At 55.1% G+C, this 18,739-nt stretch carries 15 protein-coding genes; 14 read left to right on the forward strand and 1 reads right to left on the reverse strand.

Annotated features, from left to right (window positions below):
- Positions 1-120: 120 nt before the first annotated feature.
- From J7M22_11200 to J7M22_11215, 4 genes are read left to right on the forward strand one after another with little or no spacing between them, the layout of a single operon-like run.
- Complete coding sequence (locus J7M22_11200; GenBank protein MCD6507170.1) at positions 121-1,350, forward strand: hypothetical protein; 1,230 nt, start codon at positions 121-123, stop codon at positions 1,348-1,350.
- A 17-nt stretch (positions 1,351-1,367) separates the two neighbouring features.
- Positions 1,368-2,102: a hypothetical protein gene (locus J7M22_11205; GenBank protein ID MCD6507171.1), complete on the forward strand. Its 735-nt coding sequence runs from the start codon at positions 1,368-1,370 to the stop codon at positions 2,100-2,102.
- Complete coding sequence (locus J7M22_11210; GenBank protein MCD6507172.1) at positions 2,056-2,400, forward strand: hypothetical protein; 345 nt, start codon at positions 2,056-2,058, stop codon at positions 2,398-2,400. Before J7M22_11205 ends, J7M22_11210 begins: the two co-directional genes overlap by 47 nt.
- A 23-nt stretch (positions 2,401-2,423) precedes the next feature.
- Positions 2,424-3,707, forward strand: coding sequence for a hypothetical protein (locus J7M22_11215; GenBank protein ID MCD6507173.1), 1,284 nt, complete (start codon positions 2,424-2,426; stop codon positions 3,705-3,707).
- 24 nt (positions 3,708-3,731) lie between these two features.
- Here the strand turns inward: J7M22_11215 and J7M22_11220 are convergent, their stop codons facing one another.
- Positions 3,732-4,286, reverse strand: a complete 555-nt coding sequence (locus J7M22_11220) for a hypothetical protein (GenBank protein MCD6507174.1) — start codon at positions 4,284-4,286, stop codon at positions 3,732-3,734.
- Between J7M22_11220 and J7M22_11225 the strand changes: the two genes are divergently transcribed.
- From J7M22_11225 to J7M22_11270, 10 genes are all read left to right on the forward strand, one after another.
- Positions 4,249-4,575, forward strand: a complete 327-nt coding sequence (locus J7M22_11225; GenBank protein MCD6507175.1) for a hypothetical protein — start codon at positions 4,249-4,251, stop codon at positions 4,573-4,575. The genes J7M22_11220 and J7M22_11225 overlap by 38 nt on opposite strands.
- Positions 4,576-5,307: 732 nt before the next feature.
- Positions 5,308-7,341 carry a caspase family protein gene (locus tag J7M22_11230; protein MCD6507176.1) on the forward strand — a complete coding sequence of 678 codons (2,034 nt, stop codon included), beginning with the start codon at positions 5,308-5,310 and terminating at the stop codon, positions 7,339-7,341.
- A 58-nt stretch (positions 7,342-7,399) separates the two neighbouring features.
- A complete protein-coding gene (locus J7M22_11235; GenBank protein MCD6507177.1) occupies positions 7,400-7,861 on the forward strand; it encodes a hypothetical protein in 462 nt (153 codons plus the stop codon).
- Positions 7,862-7,863: 2 nt separating this feature from the next.
- Positions 7,864-9,219, forward strand: coding sequence for a sigma-54-dependent Fis family transcriptional regulator (locus J7M22_11240; GenBank protein MCD6507178.1), 1,356 nt, complete (start codon positions 7,864-7,866; stop codon positions 9,217-9,219).
- Entirely contained in the window at positions 9,158-9,859 is a 702-nt protein-coding gene (locus tag J7M22_11245) for a hypothetical protein (protein MCD6507179.1), read from the forward strand. The genes J7M22_11240 and J7M22_11245 overlap by 62 nt, the downstream gene beginning before the upstream one ends.
- Before the next feature lie 66 nt (positions 9,860-9,925).
- Positions 9,926-10,159, forward strand: coding sequence for a KH domain-containing protein (locus J7M22_11250; protein ID MCD6507180.1), 234 nt, complete (start codon positions 9,926-9,928; stop codon positions 10,157-10,159).
- A 165-nt stretch (positions 10,160-10,324) separates the two neighbouring features.
- A complete protein-coding gene (locus J7M22_11255; GenBank protein MCD6507181.1) occupies positions 10,325-12,343 on the forward strand; it encodes a right-handed parallel beta-helix repeat-containing protein in 2,019 nt (672 codons plus the stop codon).
- 11 nt (positions 12,344-12,354) lie between these two features.
- On the forward strand, positions 12,355-13,269 hold the full coding sequence (gene rbsK / locus J7M22_11260) for a ribokinase (GenBank protein MCD6507182.1): 915 nt from the start codon (positions 12,355-12,357) through the stop codon (positions 13,267-13,269).
- A gap of 51 nt (positions 13,270-13,320) precedes the next feature.
- Positions 13,321-16,707, forward strand: a complete 3,387-nt coding sequence (locus tag J7M22_11265) for a DUF4091 domain-containing protein (protein ID MCD6507183.1) — start codon at positions 13,321-13,323, stop codon at positions 16,705-16,707.
- Positions 16,704-18,683: an acetylxylan esterase gene (locus J7M22_11270; protein ID MCD6507184.1), complete on the forward strand. Its 1,980-nt coding sequence runs from the start codon at positions 16,704-16,706 to the stop codon at positions 18,681-18,683. Before J7M22_11265 ends, J7M22_11270 begins: the two co-directional genes overlap by 4 nt.
- The last annotated feature ends 56 nt before the right edge of the window (positions 18,684-18,739 follow it).

The raw sequence follows: 18,739 nt of genomic DNA on the forward strand, positions 1-18,739 counted from the left end.
CCTTTCGTTTGGAGTTAGGAAAGTGGAGGGGGGAATATTTCCCCCTGCCCCTTCAGGTATTATAATACTTTCAGCCTTTTGTGTTTGACAATACCATTTAAGAGGAAGAGAGGTAAAACCATGATAGCGCATATCTTGTTCACGGGCATGTTAACCTTCGGCGGATTCGATCTCTCATCCTACGAGGGTGGAGCGAAGGATGCCACTGAGGCGATTCAGGGGATGCTCGATAAGGCAGGCGAGAAGGGCGGCGGGGAGGTCTTTTTGCCCGCCGGGAGATATAGAATTGAGGGGAGCTTGCGGGTTCCTCCGGGTGTGACGCTGACCGGCACGTGGCGGTCACCCCATCATTCTGAAGGATTACGGGGAACGGTTCTGCTCGCATATGGAGGTCGGGGCGATCAGAGTGGTCCCGCCCTCATAGAGCTCAGCCCGTCATCTGCCGTCAGGGGACTGACGATCCTCTATCCGGAGCAGACCGTTCCGGAGGTCATCCCGTATCCACCGGCGATTCGGGGCAGTGGAATGCACTCGTCCGTTATGGACGTCACCCTCGTCAACTCTTACATCGGAATCGATTTCAACCGTCCTCACGAGCTACACTACATCCGAAACGTCTTCGGCTGTCCCCTGAGAATCGGCGTCATCATAGATGGATGCACCGATATAGGAAGGGTTGAAAACGTCCATTTCAACCCCCATTACTGGGCCAGATCCGGTGCTCAGAACGTCCCCGATTGGAAGGCGCTCTTGAGATATATCTGGGAAAACTGCGAGGCGTTCGTGATAGGACGATCCGACTGGGAGTATCATCTGAACACCTTCAGCTATGGCTGCCATATCGGCTATCACTTCGTTAAGAGTGAGCACGGCGCATGCAACGGCAACTTCCTGGGGATAGCCGCCGATTGGGCTTGGCGGGCGCTTTTGGTGGAACAGACTCAGAGACCCGGCCTGCTCATAACCAACGGCGAATGGGTTGGAGGAGAGGGTTCAGATGCGATGATTGAGGTCGCGGAGGGGAACGAAGGGGTCATTCAGCTTTCCAACTGCAGCTTCTGGGGCCCGGCCGAACGTATAGCGTTGATAGCCGGAAGGGGCGTGGTGACCTTCTCCCAATGCAACTTCTGCCAATGGGACCACAGCAAACGTGGATATCCGGCCATAGAGGCCGTGGGCGGCTCCCTCATCGTCCAGGGTTCGACCTTCTGGCTCGATAAAGCCCATCTCCTGCTTTCCGGCGATCTGAAGTCGGCGATCGTAAACGGCAACCTCTTCAGGGGAGAGCCCAGGATCGAAAACCGAGGCGATGCCGATCTTCAGGTTGGGCTTAATTCATCGATGAAATAAGGAAAGAGGATGAGATCGTGATTCCGGCGTCATATGTCAAGGCTGTCGTTATCGCCGTATTGCTGATCGGCATATCGAAAACCGGGTGGGGTTTCGATATCCTCTCCTCCGCCCGTTTGAGGCCCGGCGAAAGGCATGTGATCCGTTTCGATGCGCCGCGCACGCCCACCGGACTGGAGGTGGTTCTCATGCTCAAGGCACGGCTTGATAATCCTAAAGTGGCGGGTTACAACGCGGCATCGCGTCTGTGGCTCAACGGCAGACCGATCGGCGGCAAGCGATTGTTAGATCGACCTCAGATCATGACGATAGCGGACGGGAGAGCGTTGTCCGCAGCTCAGATCGACAACCTTTATGTTCCCTACGCGCCCGATTTTGAGGCGACGGATAGAGATCCGAGCTATGCGCTGCGTGGCGTCAAAGCATGTCAATTTACGCTGCGCGTCACCGACCTGCTGAGGGAAGGGGAGAACGAGCTGGTTATTCAGAACGCCGGACGCGGCGGCATCAAACATGTGCTTGTCATAGCGGACGGTCGGATCGAATATCGGGCTCCCGTCAAGCCGAAACCGGAGACGAAGGTTGCATTTCCCCCGCTTCGTGGAGACCGGCTCCATCAGCAACTGTGTCCGCTCGCACCTCTTCACGCCCATCGTTCTCGGCGATCATCTGACGGAGCGAAACGAGACCGACGCATACCGGACGATGCTCCGGGCGCTCGATTACGGCTGCGTCTACTACTGGTATCATGACCTGCAGGTCGGTATCCCGGCTCATTATCACCTGACCCGATATATGTTCCCGATCGCCCCGATCGAATTACACGAGGGCTTCATCATCGGCGAGGAGCGCATCGTCACCAACCGCAGCGGTCTGTTCGGGTGGAACGATGCCTCAGAACGTGAGGTTCACGTGTTCGACGACGAGGGACGAGAGGTGGAGCGAAAGTTAGCGTCGCGCTACGCGAAGCTCATCGAGCGTGACGGAAAAACCTTCACCGAACTGCGTCTTCCGGAGGGGTGGAGCGCGGCGATCATTCGGAGGAGATGATGACCTAAGGTGAGGTGTAGATCATGGGGAAGCTCAGCTTAGGGGTTTTCCGCGTGGACGTCACGCCGCCGGTGGGGCATCCGCTATGCGCGGGATGGACGAATCCCGTCGTGGGTGTTTCCGACCCGCTGTACGCCTTAGGCGTGGTATTGGTCGGCGATGACGATCCCATCGTGCTTTGCGCCGTGGACTGGTGTGAGATCAGCAACGGCGACCATATCCAATGGCGCGAGGCGCTTGCAAAAGCCGCTGATACTATCCCCGATAGGGTGGCTGTACAGTGTATCCATCAACATAACGCGCCGTGGCCCGATCATATGGCTGAGGAGCTTGTCATCCATTACGATGTGCCGATGCACGTGATGGATATCGCGTGGTGCGAAAGAGCGCTTGAGCGGGTTGCGGATGCGGTACGCGGAACGTTGCACACAACTCAGCCCGTCACACATATCGACATCGGGCAGGCGAAGGTGGAGAAGGTCGCCTCCAATCGGCGCGTCCTCGGAGCCGACAGCAGGGTGAAGGCCGTCCGCTGGACGGCGTGTAAGGATCCCGCTGTGCGCGCCGAGCCGGAGGGATTGATCGATCCGTATCTCAAGACGGTGAGGTTCTGGAACGGCGAACAGAAGCTGGCGGCGCTGCATTACTACGCCGTACACCCGTGTAGTTACTACGGCGATGGATGGGTGACGAGCGATTTCGTCGGCTTAGCGCGCGAACGACGCACACGGGAGGAGGACGTGCCACATATCTACTTCACGGGCTGCGCGGGGAACGTCACACCGGGCAAGTATAACGACGGCTCGCCCGAAAATCGTCCCGTCCTGACCGATCGGATTTACAGGGCGATGGTGGCCTCTGAGGAAAAGGCCGAGCGGGTACCCGCGGATGAGTTGGAATGGCGTGTGAAGGGCGTTGTGCTGCCGCCGCGCGAGGATCTGAATGAGCCTACGCTGCTGGCGAAGATCACTGATCCCGCTCAATCGGTCAAGGAGCGCATTCGCGCCGCATTACAGATGGCATACCTGCGGCGGTCATCGATCCCCATCTCCCTGACATGTCTTCACATCGGCGGTCGCGTCTGCCTGTTACATCTGCCCGGCGAGGCGTTCGTGGAATATCAGCTCTTCGCCCAAGAGCAACGTCCCGATCTCTTCGTGGCCGTCGCGAGCTACGGCGACTGCGGCACGGGCTATATACCGCTGGCGAAATCGTTCGCCGAGGGCGGTTACGAGCCGACGGACGCCTTCGTGTCACCCGAAGCGGAGGGGATACTGAAGGAGGCGATAGCGTCTCTGGTTCAATGATCGGACGCTATGAGCGGCGATCAGTCACAGCCGATGGATGATCTCGAGGGCCTTCCGTTCATAAATCTTCTGCCATTCCGGGGCCAGCAGGCATTCCGTCACTTCATAACCGCCCCTGTCATAAGCATCGGCTGGTGGACCATAGTGTATGTAGCCGTTGGAGAAAGGCACGATGAAGGTGTACTTGTAAGGCGAGGCCTTTTTGATATTCAAGCCGATTTCGATGAGCAGCTCCGCCGGGGATGTGATCAACACACAGTCGCCGATCCTGATGCCCTGCACTTCCGCCGATATGGTCGGCGAACCCGATTCCTCGTTGATCGCCTGATGTTTCTCCAGCGTGGCGATTTTGTCCTGGATCCTCGCCAGCCTTTCCATGGCGCGGATGTTATTGAGATACTTGTCGATCTGTCGACTGTTCCAGGCGTCCATGGCCACGAGATCATCGCTGCCTACTTTCTCGGCCTGTAGATAGCGGTAGGAATGGTGCAGCGGATAGTCGGGATGGAGGGCGTATTGGATATACAGCGGGAGAAACGTCTTGAAGTTTAAACTCGTGGATCGCAGTGACCTCAGCACAATAGGACTCCTTTACGCGATAAAAGGAGCAGGCCAAAAAGCATTCTACAGATGGTTCAAGAGGGATTATCTTCATCTCTTCCCTCATCTTCCTGAAAGGACAAGACTTTTCAGGTTGTTCAAGACACATTTCAATTGGACAGAACGGTTCATGGCAGACCCCACCATCATGGGAGTAGCTGATAGCTACGGCATAGAGTTCATCCATCCCATAAGGGAAGGAAGAAGCAAAAGACAGATTTATCCCTCTTATCCAGAAATTCGATGGAAGAATGATAATTCTGGTTGATACAAGCTTCCACTCCCGCGATGGTGACCCTCCAAATATGAAAGTTTGCAAGGGAGGTCAGTGGAACGTGAGGATGTTGATTGGGATTGTCCTTTCCATGCTGAGCCAAGTGTGTCACATAAAGGAACTCCCTCACAGGGTGTGGCTGTATTTCAAAGCTCACTTGGCTTACATAATGGCTGCTTTCAACATCTTGGCTCTGTGGAATGGGTTGGAAGCTGATGAGAATGGATTCGTTCATCTCTCTATCGCCCGTTCCTGCCTATAACTAGCACCATTGGTTACTAAATCATACAATCATTGAAAAGCCCTCGCCGGGTGGTCGAGTGAACGTCGAGGTAATTTGACATCCCACTAATGCCGATGTAATATAACAGGTGAAGGTGACAGATTAAGTGAACGGGGTCTGTGCAGAAAAATCTACACCGTATGTGATCCGTGCCGGATTTATCCACCTTAAGCTTGGCACATTGATTGCTTTATGAAAGATAAACGCTCATATTATCGCTGAGTGTAGCAGAGATTTTTAAAGCTACCGTCCGCTGCTTATAGGTCATTTTATCGTCATTTGTAGTCATTAATGACGGCGAAGCCAAATGACTTAATGACTACAAATGACAGCTGATCTATGGACGGCGGACAATTAGCCATAGATAGTACGGGCGAAAAATCTTTCGCCCCTACTCAAGGGAAATAAGAACGAGAATAAAAATTTAGGAGGTTGATCCGGTGATGAAACGCGTATGTCTTTTGGTTATGATCATGCTGACGGTTTTTCTCTCCTCCGGTTTTCACCATGCCTCGGCGGAGGGATATGCCGTCTTGGTCGGGATAAACGACTACATGTATATAACACCCAAACTGAATTTCTGCGAGAACGATGTGAAGGCGTTCAAGCAAATCCTGATCGAGAAGGCGGGGTTTAAGCCGCAGAACATAAAGGTGCTGCTGAGCAAAGATGCCACCAAGGTGAATATAATGAAAGCCATAACTCAGTGGCTCGCCGACAGGGTGAAACCTGGAGATAAGACCATCTTCTACTTCAGTGGACATGGCGTACAACTTTCGGACGATAACGGCGATGAGGCGGATGGGAAGGATGAAGTGCTGTGTGCCTATGATTCAGCATTGTACGATATAACCTTCATAAGGGATGATGAGCTGGATAGATGGTTCCATAAGATAAACACCACCGATAAAATCGTCGTTCTGGATTGTTGCCACTCCGGCACAGCCACCAAGGACGCCTCCATATGGAACACGGTCAAGGAGTATTACCCGGACCCGAAAAACCCGATCAAACACGTCACGGGGAAGGAGCTGGAGAAATTCAAGGATTACATCGATGAGGATTACCTCGCGTCGGCTAAGGGTCTAACCGGATTCAGGGAAACCTTTGAGAACACGGTTCTGGTCTCGGCCTGTGATGCGAATCAGGTCGCCGTCGAATCGCAGAAGGTGGGACACGGCCTGTTGACCTATTATCTGACGAAAGGATTGGCGGGGCCCGCGGATCTCAACAAAGACGGCGTTATCACGGTGGAGGAGGCAGCTACCTTCGCCAGAAAACACATCAAATCGGATGGATATGAGCAGGACCCTCAGCTTGAGGGCGATTATGTCGGGAAGAGCTTCGTCGGAGCTGTGGAGACGACCATACCGTACGGCCTGGTTAAGTCCGTATCCGGCAAAACGGTAAAGCTCAGCCTGGGGAAGAAGGACGATATGGTCGAGGGATCGATCTACACGATCTTCCCATCCGATGCCACCCAGCTCACAAGCCAGGGCAAGGGCAAGGTGAAGATCGTCTCCCTCTCCGAGAACGAATCGCTCGCCACGCTGATAGACGGCGCCGTCTCTCAGGGCGATAAAGCCGTTTTGTACGCAAAACCGATCACCTCCTCTAAACTCCTCATCTACCTCGAAGACCCGATAACCGATGAGGACTCACCGCTTTTCAAGAGGTTCGCGGGACAGCTCAAATCTGCCATGACCTCATCGCTTAAGAAACAAAGGTTCATTCAACTGGTTGACCGTAACGTCGTGCCCGATAAGTTCATCAAAACCTGGATCTCCAAGACCGACGGCGGCAAGATGCTAAAGGTAAGGATGAAGGTCATAAACGTGAACCTGAACAAGTCGTGGCAACCCTACGAGATAAAATCCTCACCTGGCAAGCTCGCTGAAGCAGGCAGGAAGCTGATCGAGAAGGCGACCGAGGACGAGCTGAAAATGGGATACGTCCTGAAAAACCTCATCGCCATTAAAAACCCCGCTCAAGCGTTCAAGATCAATCTTTCAGTGGATAAAGAGGTCTATAAGATCGGCGATACGGTCAAAATCACGGTTCAACCGGAGCGAGATTGTTATATAACCGTCCTCGACATAACCACCAGCGGAAAGGCCTACGTGCTTTTCCCGAATCAGTATGAGAAGGAGAACCTGGTAAGGGCAGGCCAGCGATTTACCATACCATCGGTAGGGGATTACGAGATCGAGGTGGGAGGCCCTCCGGGGATCGAGATGGTGAAGGTAATAGCTACGACGAAACCGTTGGATCTCAGTTCGCTCAATCCGGATGATCCAAACTCTCCGATCAAGTTTTTCTCCTCGGATAACCTCTTCCAGCTGGTCGATCTGCCGACCAAAGATCTCAACCTCGTCCCCGTTAATCAATGGGCGACCGAATCCGTCACCTTCAAGATAGGCGAGAGGAACATATACAAGGAGGAACGCGAGCCCCTGATCCTGCCCATGCTTGAATAATCCGGGCACATAATGTAAAATAGCGTCCGCCAAATCTCTCCGAGGAGGGAATTACCGCATGCCAGAGGACGCAATCGAAGCTGAGGTGATCGGTACAGAGGAATTTTACCCTCATACCGCTTCTCCAGGCGAAGAGGTGAAACTGTATAGACGTTTGGAGGATATGTACAAACCCAACGCTATAGCCGTGTTGAATCAGAAGGACGAACCTATAGGATACCTCGATCCATCGATCGCCGAGGAGATATTGGTGAAGATGAAAGAGGGGATCAAATTCAGGTGCGTTGTGACGGGCAAGGAAGAGGATGATAAGATCCTGATACGTATCTTTGAACTGGGGAAACCCGAGATCGAGCCCGCCTACCCGGGGGAAGAGGAGCTGGAGGAACTGCTGCTGGAAGAAGAGGAGGATGAAGAGGAGGAACTGGACGTGTTAAACATATCGGCCGTGCCCATCGTTGAGATAGATACCGAGGATGTACCCATCCCCATCGAGGAGATCGAAGGGGAAGAAGAGTAACGATGCGTGATAAGGTTTTAATAGTCGATGACGAGCAAAACGTATGTCAATCCCTGAAGGACGTCCTGGAGGACGAGGGGTATCAGGTGGAAATTGCGTTCAGCGGCGAGGAGGCTCTGGAGAAAATACCGGAGTTCCACCCCGATGTCGTCCTCCTGGACGTCCTTATGCCAGCTGGGATCGACGGAATTGAGACATTGAAACGGATCAAAGATGAATGGCCCTCCATAGCCGTGGTGATGATCTCCGCCCACGGCACGATCGATATGGCCCTGAAGGCGATCGAGCTTGGGGCTGTGGATTTCATCGAAAAACCACCTCATCTCGAAAGATTACTCGCTAGAATCCGTCAGACCGTAGAGCGTCGCAAACTGGAGATGCAGCATAGGATCATCATGGATGAATTGAAGCAGCACAGGATCATCGCTGCCAGTCGACCGATGAGAAAAGTGATCGAAACCGTCGAGAGAGTCGCACCTACCAGCGCATATGTCCTCATAACAGGGGAAAGCGGAACCGGCAAGGAATTGATAGCGAGGGCCATCCATAACCTCAGCCCGCGGAAAGGATATCCCTTCGTTGAGGTCAACTGCGCCGCCATACCCAAGGATCTGATAGAAGCCGAGTTGTTCGGCCATGAGAAAGGTGCCTTTACCGGAGCGATCGCTCGTAAGGAAGGGAAGTTCGAACTGGCCGATAAGGGGACGCTCTTCCTGGACGAGGTCGGCGATATGTCACCTCAAACTCAGGCTAAGGTGCTCAGGGCGATAGAAACCCAAAGGTTCCAGAGGGTGGGCGGAACCAAGTGGATCAAAGTTGACGTCCGCATAATCGCCGCAACAAACAAAAACCTCAAGGAGGAGATGGCGAAGGGAAATTTCCGCGAGGACCTCTACTATAGGCTGAACGTCGTGCCGATATATATCCCACCGCTTCGGGACCGGCCCGAAGATATCCCTCCTCTAGTTAACCACTTCCTCGCCATCTTCTGCCGACAGAACAAAAAACCGATCAAGAAACTGTCGGACGAGGCGATGGAGGTGTTCACCAGGTATAGATGGCCCGGAAATGTGAGGGAACTGAGAAACCTGATCGAGAGACTAGTGATACTCTCAGACTCACAGGTCATCGGGGTGGACGACCTGCCGGATGAACTGTTCGAGGCCGATTCAATCCAACCCTCATTTGAGGGTAAAACCCTGCGTGAGGCCAGAATAGCCTTCGAGAGGGAATTCATACTGAGAAAATTGGAGGAACATGACTGGAACGTAACCGAAACGGCCAGGGAGCTGGGAATTGAGAGGACAAATCTTCATAGAAAGATCAAGCAGTACGGGATTAGGAGGTCGAAAGGCTGAGAGGTTATATCTGACCCTCATTTTTCTGTTCTTTTTAAACCCACCGGCCTCCTTCGCTGTCCTCAGCACCCCTTACACGGTCACGGCGGAGAGAGAGCTTTCCAAAACGCCTATCCTTCCCAGACCCACTGCCAATGTATATATCCCCATAGGACACATCAGAGTATACAAACGCATGTATGTATATGGACCGCCTGAGGGTTTGGCCATCTGTCGATCGAAACATATCATCGTTAAACCTATAAATGTATTTGTTACCTCCAAGATCAAAGGGGGAGCGGAAGTCACTAAGGTGAGTTTTCGGCTCGAGGTGAAGGTGGAGGCTCAGGCACAGCCGGGAACGTATTACGCACCTATATACTTCAGGAAGCTACCCGACGGCACGACAGAGGCTATGGAGATCAGGATCGTCGTGACGAAGAAGGAATACGTTCCGACCCACGTGAAAGTGGAAAAGGCCGTGAGAGCGGTGATGGGTATCCTTGCCCTTACCTTCATAGGGTTGGTCGGATTGGGGGTCATAGGATATCTGATCGTAAGATTCCTCAGAGCCTCCGAACCTCTAGAGGAAGAGGATGGCGAGGAAGAGGAGATCCAGCCTGAGGATGAGGAACAGGATGAGAAAAAAATGATTGAATAAAGGTTCAAATCGTATTATAATTATAATGTATGGAAGATTAAAACTCACGAAGAACAGGGGTCGGTTATGCTGAAGGAATTAGCAGAGTACATCGTTAAGGCTATAGTCGATTATCCAGACCAGGTCCAGATTAACGAGCTTGAGAGCGCCAGAAGCACGGTGCTGGAACTGAGGGTCGCTCCCGAGGATATAGGCCACGTTATAGGGAAAAACGGCCGAATGATAAACTCGATAAGGACGATCCTGAGCGGCGCCGCTGCTAAGATCGGCAAGAGGGCTTCCCTGGAGCTCGTAGATTGAGAGGGATTCAAGGCCGGACGAGGAAGATCGTCCGGCTTTTCTTCACCGTAAACCAGGGGGATCTATCGTTAATTGCGCGGCTGGTTGCCCGCCTTTAATTTTATCCCACCTTTCCCCCTTGTGTGTTATAATTCTAAACATGTCAGTTCGTTTAGGAGGGACAGGATGTTGTATCTGATCCTAAGCCTGAACATCGCTACGGCGTCGGCTTCGGTAGCCTTTTACGTCTCTCCGGATGGGGACGACTCCTGGTCCGGAAAATTGCCGGTATCGGATGAAGATCGCACGGACGGCCCCTTCGCCTCCCTGGAGAGGACGAGGGATGCCATCCGTGAGCTGAAAACCTCTCAGGAGGGTAAGCTGAAACAACCCGTCATCGTCTACCTGAGGGGCGGCATACATTTCCTTACAAAACCCCTGGCGCTTACGCCTGAGGATTCGGGGAATGAGGGATGTCCCGTCATCTACTCCTCATATCCAGGCGAGGAGGCCATTATCAGCGGCGGACGGAGGATCGAGGGATGGAAAGAGGTCTCAGTCAACGGCAAAAGGCTGTGGGCCGCTGAGATACCCGAAGTGCGGGAGGGGAAATGGTTCTTCCGCCAGATCTGGGTCAACGGTCAGAGGCGAAAGCGAGCACGCCACCCCAATAAAGGATACCTCTCCGTGGCCGAGGTGCCCGGCGTCTCACCTCAAACCCCATGGAATGAGGGGCAAACGCGGATAAGATTTCACGAGGGAGACATCAGGGCTTGGAGGACGATAGGCAACGCTGAGCTCGTGCTGATGACCCGCTGGGTGGAGTCACGCCTGCCTATAGTTGAGGTGGATGAGGCTGCGAAGACCGTGACATTCGGCAAAAAGACCGTCTTCCGACCCGATCCCGGCGACCTCTACTACGTCGAGAACGCCCTTGAACTGCTCGATGAGCCCGGGGAGTGGTACCTCGATCCCAAAGATGGAGCGCTCTATTACATGCCTCTTCCCGATGAGAGGATGGATGAGGTTGAGGTGATAGCGCCCGTTTTGGCCCAACTGATCAGGATGGAGGGTGAACCTGAGAAGGGGAGATTCGTCGAGAACCTGATCTTCAAGAATTTGGTCTTCGCCCATACCGAGTGGCCCATTCCGGACGATCGCTCCGGATTCTCCCAGGCGACCGTCGGCGTCTCGGGAGCGATCTGGGGTGATGGGGTTCGAAACTGCTCCTTCGAAAGATGCACCCTGGAACACCTCGGCACATACGGGATAGAGCTCGCCAGGGGATGCAAATACAATCGGATCGAGGGATGTACGGTTTCCGACCTCGGTGCCGGGGGGATCAAGATCGGCGAGACCGTCATACGGGACGACGAGTTGGAGCAGACCCACGACAACACGGTTTCGAACTGCCATATCTACAACGGAGGACTGATCTTCCACAGCGCCATCGGCATCTGGATAGGCCAGAGCTATAACAACAGGATCTCACACAACCACATCCATGACTTCTACTACAGCGGATTCTCCGTCGGCTGGACATGGGGATATGGCCGTTCGCTCGCCGGGGGAAACATCATCGAGCACAACCACGTCCATCACATCGGTGTCCGGTCGAACGGCGACGGACCCATCCTGAGCGACATGGGGGGGATCTACACCCTGGGCATACAGGAGGGGACGATCATCAGGAACAACATCTTCCACGACATAGCTGGGCTGAGATACGGCGGATGGGGCATATACTTCGACGAGGGCAGCACGCATATCGTGGCGGAAAACAATCTTGTCTATCGGACGACACATGGGGGATTCCATCAGCACTACGGCAGGGAGAACGTCGTGAGGAACAACATCTTCGCCCTCGCCAGGGATCATCAGATACAGCGCAGCCGTCCGGAGGAGCATCAGAGCTTTACCTTCGAGCGGAACATCGTCTACTGGAGATCGGGCGCCCTGATAGCTGGAAACCTGAGCAACCTCCATTTCACCTTCGATCGAAACCTGTACTGGTGCGAGGAAGGCGGTGAGATCCGAATCGGGAGCATGAGCTGGGATGAGTGGCGGGAGAGGGGGATGGACGTCAACTCCATCGTGGCCGATCCGAGATTCGTCGATCCTGAAAGGGATGACTTCCGGCTCAGGCCCGATTCGCCGGCCTTCAAGCTCGGCTTCGTGCCGTTTGACATCCTCGACCTGCGCTGAGGAGGAGGTTCATGAGACCAAAGGTTACCGTGGTGGGGAGTTCAAACACCGATCTGATCGTTAAGGTCGAGAGGCTGCCCAAGCCCGGAGAGACCATCCTCGGCGGCGAGTTCATGACGGCGCCCGGCGGGAAAGGGGCGAATCAGGCCGTCGCCGCTGCAAGGCTCGGCGGCAAGGTCGCTTTCATCGCCAAAGTGGGCGCGGACTCTTTCGGCGACCAGATGATGGAGAACCTGAAGGGGGAGGGGATAATCACGGATTACATCCTCCGTGACCCCTCCTCTTCCTCCGGCGTCGCCCTGATATTCGTCGGCCCCGGCGGACAGAACATGATAGCCGCCGCCCCTGGGGCGAACTTCAAGCTCTCAGCCCAGGAGGTTCGAGCGGCTGAATCGGCCATTATCTCCGCCGACGTCCTACTCACCCAGTTTGAGGTGCCGATGGATGCCGTTGAAGAGGCGGTCTCGATCGCCGCCTCAAACGGCGTGCCGGTTGTCCTCAACCCCGCTCCCGCCGCCGAAGTGAAGGATGATCTGCTGAGGATGGTGGATTTCCTCACGCCGAACGAGACCGAGGCGGAGACGATCTCAGGGATCGAGGTCAGAGATCTGGATTCAGCTCAGGAGGCGGCTAAGGCGCTTATCAGAAGAGGGGCCAAAAACGTGATCGTAACCCTCGGCGAGGAGGGGGCGCTCTACGTGTCGGAGGGGCGATCGTTACACATCAGGGCACCCAAGGTTCAGGCCGTGGATGCCACCGCCGCCGGAGATGTCTTCAACGGCGCCTTCGCATGGGCCATCGCCTCGGGGATGTCCCCGATCGATGCCGTTGCCTTCGCTAGCGGAGCCGCGGCGATATCCGTCACGCGCATGGGCGCACAACCCTCCATTCCAACCCTCGATGAGGTTCAAAGGACGTTGACATAAGCATATCAAGGTGATAGAATTCCCAGGCTTGATGCTGTTAGGAGGCGTTGAATGATGGAAACCATACGCTTGCTCTGGATGATCATCGCGTTCTGCACCCCTTTGCTCTCCTACGACGGCGGGGGATACTGGCATAGATGCCTGACGGTCGAGGTGGTAAATCCCAGCGATCACCCCCTGGAGGGGGAATTCGCTGAGGTGATCGTCGGAACCGATATCCCCTTAACCGGCGAGGAGATCAAGGCGATCCGAATCTGCGACGAGGATGGAAGGGAGCTTCTCTACGATATCAGATCGGCCGAGGGTGAGCCCAGGAGAAAGGGGAGGCTTCAAAACGGCGACAGGCTGATCTTCCCCGTGTGGGTCCCGGCCGGCGGTGAAGCTCGATATCTCATATATGCCCATAATCCGAGGGCCTGGCCTGTGCCCGATTTCATCAAATCGGGGCTTATTAACGGGGGTTTTGAGGTGGGCCGTGACGATCCATCCGAGTGGATCAGGGTCGGCGAGGATGAATCGCATCGCCTCTATTGGACCGATGAGACAGCTCACTCCGGGAAACGATGCGTCAAGTGCGTCGTCAACCCCGGAGCCCAACCGACCTGGGTGAAGTTCTATCAACGCGATATACCCCTTCGGCCGGGAGCCAGATACAGGTTCAAAGGATGGGTCAAGGCGAAGGACGTGAGAGGAAAGGCCGGATGGTACATACATGTCTTCGGCGATCGGGAATGGCTGATCAACAGGGTCTTCAGCGCCGGGGAGGGAAACTACGGGTGGAGGCCGATAGAATGGCAGTTCACGGCGCCCGAAGGCGCTCGAATCGCCCACGTAGGAACCGTGCTCTATGGGACGGGAGCAGCGTGGTTCGACGATGCCGATCTCGAACCGGTGGATCGATCGCCGTTGAAAGCCCGATTCGTGGGGGAGAAATCTATCGAGCTGAGATCCATCAAAGGCGAGAGAAAATGGGCTCAAGGAAGGTGGAGGTGGCGCGTCCCGATTATAGTGCGCAACTTCGAGGATAAACCTCTCGGCAACGCTCTCTTCGTCGCTGATCTCCGCAAGGTGATATGGCGTTTTTCACGTCTCAAGGACAAATTGGGCATGTTCCTGATCGACACGGCAAATCACGAGATCTGTCCGTACATGAGGCTCGGGGACATGCTGATCTTCAGGGCAAACCTTGCGCCCAAAAGCGAGAAACGGATCGATCTCTACATTTCAGAGTCGGAGGAGAGCTTCAGCAGGATGAGCTATAAGGAGCTGATCTCAAGCCCGGCCAACCTGGTGAGAAACCCCAGCTTCGAGAAAGGCGAGGGGCTCCCCGAAATGTGGAGGGGTGATCCGGGCGGAAGGCGGGTTTCAGGAGGCAGGATAGGGAATTACGCCGCTATGATCGAAATACCGGAAGGGGCTAAAGGCGGATGGCTCGGATGGCGTCAGGAGATACCGGCCAGACCCAACACCCTTTATTTCTATGCCGGTTTTGTGAAGGTCGAGGAGGGTTCCTCGCCCGTTCGGCTTCACGGACACTGGCACGACAAGGATCACAAATGGACGAAGGATTCCCCCACCTTCAGCACCGATCCACAGGTATCCCCCGGCGAAGGATGGAGATTCACCTCTGCCCTGATCCACAGTCCTCCTGAGACGGCCTTTGTCGAACTACATCTCACCTCTAACGCGCCGGGAAGGATACTGCATGACGGGATCTTCTTCGGCGAAATCAAACGGGCGATCACGGGCGATCTGGAGTCGAGATCTGAGATGAAAGTCGGTTCGGATCTGATGGCATGGCCGGTGAATCCTCTGATCAAGATCTTCCCCGATACCCCGCCCGAGCCCGCTCCGGAGAGGATAGATGTATGGGCCGCGAGGAACGAGTACGAGACGATCCAGATCGGCCTCAGATCGAAAAAAGCGCTTGATGGGGTGGAGGTTAAGGTAAGCGAGGTGAAAAACAAAGAGGGAGGTAAACTTCCCGATCCAGAGCCTTGGCTCGTGGGTTACGTGAAGGTGGATCGCCCGAGCGCCTACTACTCCACCGATCTTCCCCCGCAGTTCAGGTTCATCCCCAAAGGTGAGGGCGGAAGCGACGGCTGGACGGGTGAATGGCCCGATCCCCTGATGCCGATGAAATCCTTTAGGCTTTCGCCGAATAGGACCGTGCCCGTTGTGATCGTAATCCATGTGCCGGAAGGGGCCAAACCGGGCGATTACAGGGGAAAGGTGAGGATAGAGGCCAAAGCCGTTGATCCGATCGAGATCCCCATCGTCGTGCATGTCTGGCGTTTCGCCCTGCCCTGCCAAAACAGCCTGAAGGTGATATTCGACCTCAGGAACGGGCCGGGATGGAACGTGATGCCGGATGCGGAATCGCTCAGGAGATGGTATCGCTTCCTAGCCGAATACCGCATCTCACCCGGATGGATCAGACCGGAACCGGTCTTCAGATATGAGGGAGGACATGTGTTGATCGAGACCGAGAGATTCGACGAGATGGCTCGTCTCTGTCTCGATGAGCTCAAGATGAACGTCTTCTATCTGCCCTTCTTTTATGCCTTCGGCTGGGCCTATAAGCCTAAACCTCTGTTCGGCCTGGAGCCGTTCAGCGATGGATATGAAAAAGCCTTCGGGGAAGCCTACAAAGGATTCGCCGATCACCTCAAGGATCACGGGTGGTTTTCAAAGGCGATCTATTATATCTCCGACGAGCCGCACTACAGACACGATTATGTGATCGATCAGATGAAGAGGCTCTGTGATATGGCACACAGATTCGAGCCGGATCTCCCCATCTACTCGAGCACCTGGGCCTTCGTGCCCCAATGGGAGGGTTATCTGGACATATGGGGCATCGGCCCGCACGGGTCATGTCCGGTGGATCGGATGCGGTATCTCAGGAAGAAAGGCTTCAAGATGTGGTTCACCACCGACGGACATATGTGCATCGATACCCCATATCTGGCCATAGAGAGGCTTCTGCCGTGGCTCTGTTTCAAGTACGACGTCTCAGGATATGAGTTCTGGGGCGTTTCATGGTGGACGTATGACCCCTGGGATAGGGGATGGCACAGATATATCCGCCAAAGCGCTGAGGGGAAGAAGTGGAGATGGGTTAGGTATCCCAACGGCGACGGGTATCTGGCATATCCGGGGAGGAGGGTGGGACTGAAAGGGCCCGTGCCTAGCATTCGCATCCTCGCCGTTCGGGACGGTGTGGAGGACTATGAGCTCTTCAACGCCCTGAGCCGTTACGCCGAGGCTGGCAACGAGGAGGCGAGGAGGGCGCTGGATCGGATTCGGTCCCTGGTTCAAATCCCGAACAGGGGTGGGCGCTACTCCACCCATCTCATGCCCGATCCCGACGCCGTGCAGACCGCCCGGATAAAGGCGGGAGAGATTCTTTCGAGGTTAACCGGAGGTGGAAGATGATCACCTTTTCATCCCACGTGGACGGCTACTACGATGTGGCCGACCAGATGGTGCATTATCTCAGGGTTCAAGCTGAGAGGGCCTTTACCCTTCAGCTTGAGGAGAAGGAGAGGATAAGCTCAGTCGAGGAGTTTGAGAGGAGACGTGAACGCGTGCGGCGTAACTTTCTAGAGGCGATAGGGGGGCTGCCGGAGGAAAAGACGCCGCTCAACCCCATATGCACCGGAACGATAGACAGGGGGGATTTCGTCATCGAGAAGATCATCTACGAGAGTTTCCCGAATTTCTATGTCACCTCCGCCCTCTACATCCCTAAGGGACTCAAATCCCCCGCTCCGGCCGTGGTCTTCGTCCACGGCCACAGCGACTTAGGCAAGGGCTATCCGGTCTATCAAGCGGTATGCGTCGATCTGGTGAAAAACGGTTTCGTCGCCTTCGCTATCGATCCCCCCGGACAGGGGGAGATGAAACAGTATTACGATCCTCAGACCGGGGAGGTCAGGATCAAGCACTGCACGGATGAACATACATATGCCGGGCTACAATATGTCGTGAGCGGGGCCAATCTGGCGAGGGTCTTCATATGGGATGTGATCAGGGGGGTGGATTATCTGGAGACGAGGGAGGAGGTCGACCTGAACAGGATCGGCCTGACGGGTAACTCCGGCGGCGGAACGCAGTCGAGCTACCTGATGCTGATCGAGCCTCGCTTTAAAGCGGCCGTGCCGTGCACCTTCATCATGACCCTCGAATCGTACATGAAGACGGGGCAGTCGCAGGATAGCGAGCAGATAATCAGGGGATGTTTCGTGGACGGCCCCGATCATGACGATTATGTCACCGGCATGGCGCCCAAGCCCGTTCTGATCGGCGCGGCGGCCTACGATTACTTCCCCATAGAGGGCACCCTTGAAACCCTCAGGCGGGCGAAAAGGATCTATGCGCTCTACGGCGCCGAGGACAAGGTCGATATCGCCATAGCTCCCACCAGACACGCATACTCACCCTACCTGCGCCAGGCCGCCGTCAATTGGTTCAAAAAACACCTGAAGGGCGAGGAACCGAACTTCAAGACGGGTGAGCCGGAAACTTTACCGCCTGAAGAGCTTTGGTGCACGCCCAAAGGCTTCGTGCTCGACATGTTCCCAAACGCCAGGACCGTCTTCGATCTGAACAGGGAGTGGGTTGAGCGGAACTGTCCGCCCCAGCCCATACGCGACGTCGACGAATTGAGAGATGCCGTCGTTGAGGTTTTAGGGATAGACCTCTCGCTGCGAAACGAGCCGATCCATCCGAGGATCATCTGGGACGGTGAGACGGAGGGGTTCAAGGCGGAGAAGATCTTCTTCTTCAGCGAGCCCGATATCGTCGTGACCGGCGTCATGATCCATCCCAACATCCATCCGGTCCGCACGGATATAGTCGTTTTCGAGAACGGCACCTTGGAGATACCTCATAGGAAGGAGATGCTTGAGGATATGCTCCAGGAGGGCAGGAGGCTTTTCGTCTTCGACGTCCGAGGCGTGGGAGCGGTGCAGGTGAGGCCGGTCAACAGGGACGGCAAACCTCACGCCACCGAGTATAAGCTCGGATGCGATGCCATGATGCTGAAGAGATCCACCCTCGGAATGAGGGTCTTCGACGTGCTGAGGGCCTACGATTATCTTGCGGGCCGAGACGACGTTGAGGAGATAGGGATCGTCGGGGTGGACGCCGGCGCCGTATGGGCCTATTACGCCGCGGCGCTTGAGGATGGTATATGCCGTGCTGAGCTTCATAACATGCTCCGCTCATATCGTGACCTGGTCAACACTAAAGATTATAATCGGGACCTCTATAACCTCAAGGTGATGGCCTGGGGGATACTGAGGAGGTTCGACCTGCCTGATCTGAAGATCTGCTTTAAGGGGAGAAAATGTATCTTGATCGATCCGCGGGACGCCCGCGGAGAGGTGATAACCGAATCACAGCCTTGACCGGGGGCGGGTAAACCCGGTCTCACCCGCCGTGCGGGTGAAAGCGGGTTGTGCCT

Source organism: Candidatus Poribacteria bacterium (genome assembly GCA_021162805.1).
Classification (GTDB): Bacteria; Poribacteria; WGA-4E; order B28-G17; family B28-G17; genus JAGGXZ01.

Coding starts and splice junctions, on each gene's coding strand:
- rbsK (MCD6507182.1), top strand. CDS start 12,355: ATGAGACCAAAGGTTACCGTGGTGGGGAGTTCAAACACCGATCTGATC.
- J7M22_11250 (MCD6507180.1), top strand. CDS start 9,926: ATGCTGAAGGAATTAGCAGAGTACATCGTTAAGGCTATAGTCGATTAT.
- J7M22_11240 (MCD6507178.1), top strand. CDS start 7,864: ATGCGTGATAAGGTTTTAATAGTCGATGACGAGCAAAACGTATGTCAA.
- J7M22_11200 (MCD6507170.1), top strand. CDS start 121: ATGATAGCGCATATCTTGTTCACGGGCATGTTAACCTTCGGCGGATTC.
- J7M22_11210 (MCD6507172.1), top strand. CDS start 2,056: ATGCTCCGGGCGCTCGATTACGGCTGCGTCTACTACTGGTATCATGAC.
- J7M22_11255 (MCD6507181.1), top strand. CDS start 10,325: ATGTTGTATCTGATCCTAAGCCTGAACATCGCTACGGCGTCGGCTTCG.
- J7M22_11265 (MCD6507183.1), top strand. CDS start 13,321: ATGATGGAAACCATACGCTTGCTCTGGATGATCATCGCGTTCTGCACC.
- J7M22_11230 (MCD6507176.1), top strand. CDS start 5,308: ATGAAACGCGTATGTCTTTTGGTTATGATCATGCTGACGGTTTTTCTC.
- J7M22_11215 (MCD6507173.1), top strand. CDS start 2,424: ATGGGGAAGCTCAGCTTAGGGGTTTTCCGCGTGGACGTCACGCCGCCG.
- J7M22_11235 (MCD6507177.1), top strand. CDS start 7,400: ATGCCAGAGGACGCAATCGAAGCTGAGGTGATCGGTACAGAGGAATTT.
- J7M22_11270 (MCD6507184.1), top strand. CDS start 16,704: ATGATCACCTTTTCATCCCACGTGGACGGCTACTACGATGTGGCCGAC.